Below are 7,423 nucleotides of genomic sequence, written 5' to 3'. Positions count from 1 at the left end.
AACATTTCCCGCCGAATGGGCCGGTGCGCGAGCCGGAGCGCCTCGCTGCCGCGCTTCGCGCCGCGGACGGCATCATCGTTTCCAGTCCGGTCTATTTCGGCGACCGCGGCTCGCTGGTGCAAAGCCTGTTCGACTTCGTTGCATCGGATCCGAGCCTGACGCGGGACATGGCGGGCAAGATCTATGGGGGACTTGCGGTCGGCGCCAAGCGAAACGGCGGTCAGGAAACGACGCTGATCTACCAGATGCTCGACATGCTCAACATCGGGCTCCTGGCGGTCGGAAACGGCCATGAAACCACCGCGCAGTATGGCGGGACCGCAAAGGCAGGCGATATCGGAACGTTTGCATCGGACCCATACGGCCTTGAAACCTGCATCGGCACCGGGCGCAGGGTGGCCCGGATCGCGGCGATGAAATCCTTGCGCGGAAACGGCGCCGGCCTCACGGACAAGCTGTCGGTCCAGCTTTGGCTGGTGCAGGACGATCGCGACGGGCGCGGCCATCGCTATTTCCGGGATTGGGCGCAGGACCTCCACGATCGCCATCCCTCGGTGAACGTCAGGATTTTTGACGCGGTCAACCACGAGGTTGTCCGCTGCCTGGCGTGCGAGATTTGCCCGACGCAGCCCGGCGACGGCCGGGACTATCGCTGCATCGTCACCGCCGCGGACGATTTCTTTGTCAAACACCATGGCGAATTGCTGGATGCGGATGCGATCCTGATCGGGGCCTATTGCTGCGAAGATCCGTCAACGACAAGGTCGGTCTATCAGCAGTTCATGGAGCGGACCCGCTATCTTCGACGCGACAACTACGTGTTCGAGGATCTGCTCGTGGCTCCGTTTGTCGTAAGCCCTATTGAGGCCGCTCAGCATCTTCACATCCGGATGGCGGGTTCGATGATCCGGCATCACACCGTGCTCAACCGGCCCATTCTGGCGTTCGAGAGCGATGGTCGCGTGGTGAATGCGGCAGCGGTTGCCAGACAGAGCGATCTGTTCCTGGCGCGAAGCCGCGAACTCGTCCTCGGGCGGTACCTCCACGGCAAAGGGGGCGTCGAATATCGTCCGGTCGGCTACCAGATATCGGCCGCAAAGGCGCGCGAAGAGCGAGCTTCCGGAAATACGGCTGACACGATCAGGCGGCGGCTGGCTGATCACGACGCGACGGCGCGCAGTCGCCTTGGCTTGATGATAACCGGATTGAACCAGCCATGACGGATGATTTGGAGGCGCTTGTCATCGACGTCGTCAGTCCGTTCATCGAGTCCCCAACCGCGCTGACCGGCGCAACCGCGCTCGGCGAGCTCCTGGACTCGATGGCGATGGTGCAGGTCATCCTGGCCCTGGAAGGCCGCCTGGGTTGTTCGTTCGGTCCGTCCGATATCCAGTTTGACCACTTCGAGACGATCGACATGCTCGCGCTGCAGCTGGCGTCGATCAAATCCCAGCGATGAGGCGCAGTTCCCGGTCTCTCGCGGCGCTGCTCGGAATCCGCCGCTCCGACACCGAGCTGTTTCGGTGCGCCTCCGGCGGCCTCACGGCGGACGAGTTGTTGTTTCGCGCGAACCTGCTGGCCGGCAAATTGCCGAACGCGAAGCAGCGCGTCATCGTTCCATCGGACGATCCGATCGCGCTGCTCGCGGGCATTGCGGGGTGCTGGCTCGGCAACGACACGGCGGTGGCGTGGCGGACATCGGCGATCGATCTCGCCGCCCTGACCGAGCTGACCGCGGCGACCATGGCCGTGCGCTGGGACGATCTGGCCAAGGATTGGCGTGTGGAGCGTTTGACGGCGACGCCCGCGGCCGAGCAGCCCGGTGACATCGTCATTCTGACGTCGGGGTCGACAGGCAAGCCGAAGGGCGTGGCGCTGCATCTCGGGCGGGTTGCCGCCAATGCCGCGCTCGCCGGCAGCAGGGTCGGCGTGTCCTCCTGTGAGTTCTGGGCGGTTGACGCCGACATGTCGCTGATGTCGCCGCTTGCACATACGCTGATGGCCTGGTCGAATCAGGTCTCGGTGCAGCATCTCGGCGGCCTCGCCTGGAACAGGCGAACTGAGCTGTTCGCCGGCGGCAGGGGCGGCTATGGCGGCGCGCCGCTGCAGATCCGGGAGCTCGGCCAGCGGTTGGCCGGGGATGGTCCGCGGGTCATCGTCAGCTCGGGCGACTTCCTGCCACAGGCCTTGGCCGCCGCGGTCGAGGCGCGCTTTCCCGGCGCGAGGCTGCACAAGATCTACGGACTGACGGAGGTCTCGGGTCGGCTCTGTGTGCTGTCTCATGACCAGCGCCAGCTTGATCCAGCCGCCGCCGGTTTCCCGCTCCCGGGGTTCGAGGTGTTCATCGCAGCGACCGAGACGGCCGACGAGCCCGGCGAAATCTGCGTGACGGGTCCGACACTGATGTGCGGGTATTGGAGGCCTGGTGGCGCCTTTGAGCCGACCGAGGGTTCGATATTCCGAACCGGCGACCTCGGCGCGATCACCAGCAACGGTCTGGTGACCGTCAGCGGCCGGCGCGACGATGTGTTCAAGGTGGGAGGGGAAAAGGTCGACCGGCACAGCATCGAGCTCGCGCTGCAGCCGACATTGGCCGAGCATGAATTTTGCGTGCTGCCGGTGATTCACCCGGTGCTGGGGCAGATGCCGGCGCTTTTTGTGGCCGGCGCGGACCTGCAAAGCCTTCCGCCGCGCGCCGCGATCGTCCAGGCCGTGAGGGGCAAGCTTCCGCCGCGCTGCATCCCGTCCATGACGCTGTTCGCAGGAATGACATTGCCGAAATTGCCGAACGGCAAGCTCGACAAGCAACTCTTGATGCACCAATTCCAGAAATTTCCGGATCTTTATGCCAGACAGCAATAATCCGAGTTTTCACCCGGCTTCGCTGCGGAGGCTGCGTGATTTCGCGACCGGCGCCGGCGCGGCGACCCTGGTGGTCGGTCTGCTGTTGCTTCTCCTCGCCGAAACCGCACGACGGGGGGTCTCTTCGGCCGTGTTTCGCTATGTCGGATTTTGAACGGCTTGTCCCGCTGATCCGCCGGCTGCCGTGGCTGTTCATCGAGACGCCCGCGCGTGCGGCCGGATTTCTCTCGGTGATTGCTCTCGTCGTCCTCCTGGCGCTCAGGATCGAGCTGGGGCAATCCTGGAACCTCTATGCATCCGGCCGGCAGGCCGCGAAGGCCGGAGACGATTTTCCGTTGCTGCTGCAAAACGCCGGAAGCGCTTTCAAGGATACGGGCGGCCAACTCGTCGTTCTGCTCGGAGGCTCGACCGTTCGCGAACTCACGGCGGACGACGTCTTGGTCTCGAAGGAGCTGACCCGCCAATGCCGGCGCGACATTCATTTTGTCAATCTGGGCTCGAGCAGCCAGACATTTGTCGAAGGCTGGGATCTCGCCGCGCTGGCTCCATCAAGTCGCCAACGGCTGTTGCTGGTCGGACTCAATCCCTATCGGCTGAGTTTCGACGATGACGACGTTGTTGCCGACCTCTCGCACAGCGCCGCAGGGCTTCCCACGTCATTCTCGCTGCTGTGGTCCGTGGCCCTGCACACCGGCCGCGTCGGGAGCCTGGAGAGGGTCGTCGACTCGATCGCCCGGCAGCAGAGTCTTGGCGCAACATTGCGGCCGCTCCAGCTGCTTGTTCCGGATCGTCCGGTCAAAAGGCCGCCGGCCGAAAATCCATTTCAGCCGGAGCGCTCGAGCTACCACGAGCCGGTCTGGACGCGGCCGGAAAAACTGAGGCAGACCAGCGAGTATATCGCAACCAGGGTGCTGGATTTTCACGACCGTTTTCGATCCAGCGTGACATGGTTCAATCGCTTCGTCGATCATTTTACGGGGCCTCGATCCGACGTGAAATTCGTGGTCACGCCGACCGACGAGACCTTCGCGCGAGCCGACAGGCTCATTTCCGCCGACTTGCGCGAGGCCATCGGGTTACTCGGCGAGGACCGGGTGCTGGATCTTCGCGGCCGGGTCAAGGACCTCGATACGAGCGATTTCTTCGACGTTCAGCATCTGGTCGCGAAAGGTCGCGAAAAACTCCATCCGGTCTTCATCGATGCGGTGTCGCGCGCGCTGGGGTGCAGCCCAGGCGTGGCTGGCTGACATGCTGCGGCTGATCGCCATTATCGTGGTCTGCCTGGCCGTCGTTGCGATGGGGGATGCCACCGGCCGGCAGCCCAGGCTGCATGTCGACCGTCTCACGGTGTCACCCGGTGGAAGCGAACTGCAACGGCAGCCGTTCCTCAATGGTCAGGCCGCGGTCCTTCATGCCGTCGACGACGACGCGTTGGCCGTTGAACTCGAGACCGGCGGACTGCAGACGGTCGGCGTCCTCACGGTGGCCGGCCGCGAGGGCCGGGCGACGCTGGGAGAGCCCGGCGGCAGAACATTGGCCGGAGGCGAGCCTGATTGCACGACAGCAGCGACGGGCGGGTGGCAATGCAAGGTGATCTGGCGAGCCAACAGGCCCGAGGAGCGGTTGCCGCTTTATCCTGCGGACGACGCGGTGACGATCGATTCGGTCGATTTCAGCCCCGTATCGCTTCTGCGATCGCCGGCCACCAGTTTTGCCGGGCTGCTGTTGTTTCTGACATTGCTTGTCCTGCTTGCGCCATTGATCGTGCTGATCCGGCGGAAATCACCCGTACTCGAGCTCCCGCTTCTGATCGGCCTGAGCGCGGCCTGGATCGCGACCACGGGGGTGGCGAGCGCGCTCGCGATCGCGGCCTTTCTCGCCGTCGGATATCTGTTCGTCAGGCTCGAGCTGCGAGCCAAGGGTCCGTACGGAGATCCGAAACGTTCCGGCCTGCTGCTGGTTGTGGGATTCGTCCTCGTCGTCCTGCTCTATTTCAAGGTTCTCGCGCCCCATGCGGCGGCAGCCTTCGGACAGACGACGTCGCTCGCCTTGCCGCTCGGCCTGTCCTACTTCAGCATTCGTCTGATCGACGTGATGTTTGCGGCGCGCGCGCGCACGCTGAAGCAGATCGGCGCCGTCGAGTTCCTGGGCTTCATGCTGCATCCCTCGATGCTGGCGGCCGGACCGATCACCACGATCGCGGACTTTCGGCAGGCGCGGATCGCGAACTGGTCGGTGGCCGATTACGGCAGCGGGATCGCGCGCTGCCTGGTCGGTCTGATCAAGAAATTCTCGGCGGATCTGCTGCTCGCGCCCGCCGTCCTGCACTTCACGCGCATTGTTGCCATCGATCCCGAATCCGCGCATGCGAAGATCGTCTGGCCGATGCTGTTCGGACAGCTCTTGTACATCTACCTCGATTTCACCGGCTATACCGATCTTGCGCTCGGCACCGGCAGGGCGCTCGGCTGGCGGTTGCCGGAGAATTTCGATTTGCCGCTTGTGAGATCGAACCTGCAGCGCTTCTGGCGGTCCTGGCACATGACGCTGTCGAACTGGGTGATGCGGCGGGTCTATTTTCCCGCGTTCATCGAATCCCGTTCGCCTGTCCTGGCGTCGATCTGCGCGATGCTGACGATCGGGTTCTGGCATCAGCCCGGGTTCGGCTGGACCGCCTGGGCGCTGCATCACGGGATCGGGCTCGGTGCAACGCTGAAATTCCTCGACACGGCCTTCCGCGCGAAAGCGCCGCTGGCGCGCTTTGCCGCCACACCCACCGGTGCCGTCGTGACAGCTGGTCTGGGATGGGCCTTCACCATGTCATGGATCGCGCTTGGGCTGAGCTATACGCTTTTCGACAATGATCTATTGTCGTTCGCCGTTCTCCGAGGCGCATTCAGATTCTAGCGAAGGCGGCGAAACGGCTACCGTTGCGGAGCGGCGACCGGCGGCGGAGTTGGGCTCAAGGTCCGTCTCGGATTGAGCGTGCCGGCGTAGAAGGACACCACCCAGACCAGGATCAGGCCGATCAGATAGACCACATAGACCTGCGGCGGCGTGGTTGCCCAGCGCACGAACTCGTTGAAGTTTTTTGGCCGCGAAGTGGGGTCATTTTCCATGACGTGTTTTTGCGCGAAATGGCCCGCGAAGGGAAGGGGCAATCGGCGCACGCCCGGTCCAAGCCGCTGTAGCAAGCCGCTTTCGTCAGGAGGCATTGCAGGGCATAATGGCGCATGGAACTTGCCACCCGCCTCGACCTGATGAACTGGCTGGTTGCCCAGGGGCTCACAGGTCTTCCAGAGACCGATCTCATTCGTGGCTTCTGCGAGCGCTGCCGTGCCGGCGGCCTCGATGTGTCGCGCGCGCTCGCCTTCATCGATACGCTGCACCCGATCTATGAGGGGCGCGGCTTCCGCTGGACCGATACCGCGACCAACGAGAGGGAAACGTTCGAATACATTTCGAGCGCGGAAGGAGCTGCGGCGAAGAACTGGCGTCGCTCCGCCTTTCACCACATGCTGCAAAACGGCGACGACGAGCTGACGCTCGATCTAGCCGATGGCGCCGCGCGCCAGTTTCCCCAGATCAGCGATCTCGCCGAAAAGGGGCACCGCCATTGCGTGGCCTTCGTGCATCGCTTCGGCGAGGCCGGCACGCTCGGCCAGATGGACTGCTTCTATTCCTATTGGTTGACGCGTCGCGCCGAGGGTTTTCGCGAGGGCCAGCTCGCAGCGCTGCGCGACCTCGTGCCGCTGCTCGGGCTTGCGATCAAGTCGGCCCAGCAGGTCGATATCGCGCGGACGCTGGGACGGGTGTATCTCGGACGCGATGCCTCCGAGCAGGTGTTGCGCGGCCGCATCTCGCGCGGCGTGACCGAGCGCATCAAGGCGGTGTTGTGGTTCTCCGACTTGCGCGGCTCGACCAGAATATCGGAAAGCATCGGGCCCGACGAGATCATCCCGTTTCTCAACGACTACGCGGAGGCGTCGATCGAGGCGATCCATGAGGTCGGCGGCGACGTGCTGAAGCTGATTGGCGACGGCGTGCTGGCGATCTTCACCGGCGACGACATGACGGTGGCGCGGCGGGCGGCGCTGACCGCCGAGCATCGCTTCCGTCTCAACATGAACGCGTTGAATGCGCGCCGCTCGGCCGACGGCCGTCCGGTTACCTCGGCCTATGTCGGCCTGCATATCGGCGAGGTGTTTTACGGTAATATCGGCAGCGAGGACCGGCTCGATTTCACCGTGGTGGGACCGGCGGTCAACGAGGTGAGCCGCATCGCCTCGATGTGCAATTCGATCGACCGCGAGCTTCTCGCCTCGTCGGAATTTCGCAGCGGTCTCGACGCCACCGGGCGGCGTTATCTGGTGTCGACCGGTCGCTACGCACTGCGCGGCATCGGCCGCGCCCAGGATCTCTATACGCTCGACCCCGACATCGCCGCGAACGAGACGGTGGCCGGCAGCTACGAGCGCTATCTGGCGAGCTAGCTACTTTCCGGCGCAAAATTCAGTCAAGCTGGCCTTGGACTAGAATCGTCCTGTATGCGGAAAACTGC

General features: G+C 64.0%; 8 protein-coding genes. 7 read left to right on the top strand and 1 reads right to left on the bottom strand.

Annotated elements, in window-relative coordinates; translation table 11 throughout:
* From WCB02_RS36365 to WCB02_RS36340, 6 genes are all read left to right on the top strand, one after another.
* Positions 1 to 1,220: NAD(P)H-dependent oxidoreductase (locus WCB02_RS36365; protein WP_423966471.1), on the top strand; the 1,220-nt coding region annotated here is incomplete at its 5' end.
* Complete coding sequence (locus tag WCB02_RS36360; RefSeq protein WP_423966469.1) at positions 1,217 to 1,459, top strand: phosphopantetheine-binding protein; 243 nt, start codon at positions 1,217 to 1,219, stop codon at positions 1,457 to 1,459. The genes WCB02_RS36365 and WCB02_RS36360, both read left to right, overlap by 4 nt.
* The gene (locus WCB02_RS36355) at positions 1,456 to 2,862 is read left to right on the top strand and encodes a class I adenylate-forming enzyme family protein (RefSeq protein ID WP_423966467.1); all 1,407 of its coding nucleotides are present in this window, start codon (positions 1,456 to 1,458) and stop codon (positions 2,860 to 2,862) included. The genes WCB02_RS36360 and WCB02_RS36355 overlap by 4 nt, the downstream gene beginning before the upstream one ends.
* On the top strand, positions 2,846 to 3,016 hold the full coding sequence (locus WCB02_RS36350; protein ID WP_423966464.1) for a hypothetical protein: 171 nt from the start codon (positions 2,846 to 2,848) through the stop codon (positions 3,014 to 3,016). Before WCB02_RS36355 ends, WCB02_RS36350 begins: the two co-directional genes overlap by 17 nt.
* The gene (locus tag WCB02_RS36345) at positions 3,003 to 4,109 is read left to right on the top strand and encodes a hypothetical protein (RefSeq protein WP_423966462.1); all 1,107 of its coding nucleotides are present in this window, start codon (positions 3,003 to 3,005) and stop codon (positions 4,107 to 4,109) included. The genes WCB02_RS36350 and WCB02_RS36345 overlap by 14 nt, the downstream gene beginning before the upstream one ends.
* A 1-nt stretch (position 4,110) precedes the next feature.
* On the top strand, positions 4,111 to 5,769 hold the full coding sequence (locus WCB02_RS36340) for an MBOAT family O-acyltransferase (protein WP_423966460.1): 1,659 nt from the start codon (positions 4,111 to 4,113) through the stop codon (positions 5,767 to 5,769).
* Between the two features lie 17 nt (positions 5,770 to 5,786).
* Here WCB02_RS36340 and WCB02_RS36335 read toward each other — a convergent pair whose 3' ends face one another.
* Complete coding sequence (locus WCB02_RS36335) at positions 5,787 to 5,981, bottom strand: hypothetical protein (RefSeq protein WP_423966458.1); 195 nt, start codon at positions 5,979 to 5,981, stop codon at positions 5,787 to 5,789.
* Positions 5,982 to 6,095: 114 nt separating this feature from the next.
* On the opposite strand from WCB02_RS36335, the gene WCB02_RS36330 reads away from it, so the two are divergent.
* Positions 6,096 to 7,355, top strand: coding sequence for an adenylate/guanylate cyclase domain-containing protein (locus WCB02_RS36330; RefSeq protein ID WP_423966455.1), 1,260 nt, complete (start codon positions 6,096 to 6,098; stop codon positions 7,353 to 7,355).
* Positions 7,356 to 7,423 lie beyond the last annotated feature (68 nt).

It is taken from the genome of Bradyrhizobium sp., from assembly GCF_049581145.1.
Lineage (GTDB): Bacteria > Pseudomonadota > Alphaproteobacteria > Rhizobiales > Xanthobacteraceae > Bradyrhizobium.
Note: the sequence above shows the minus strand (reverse complement) of the source record. Positions and strands in the feature narration are given on the sequence as shown.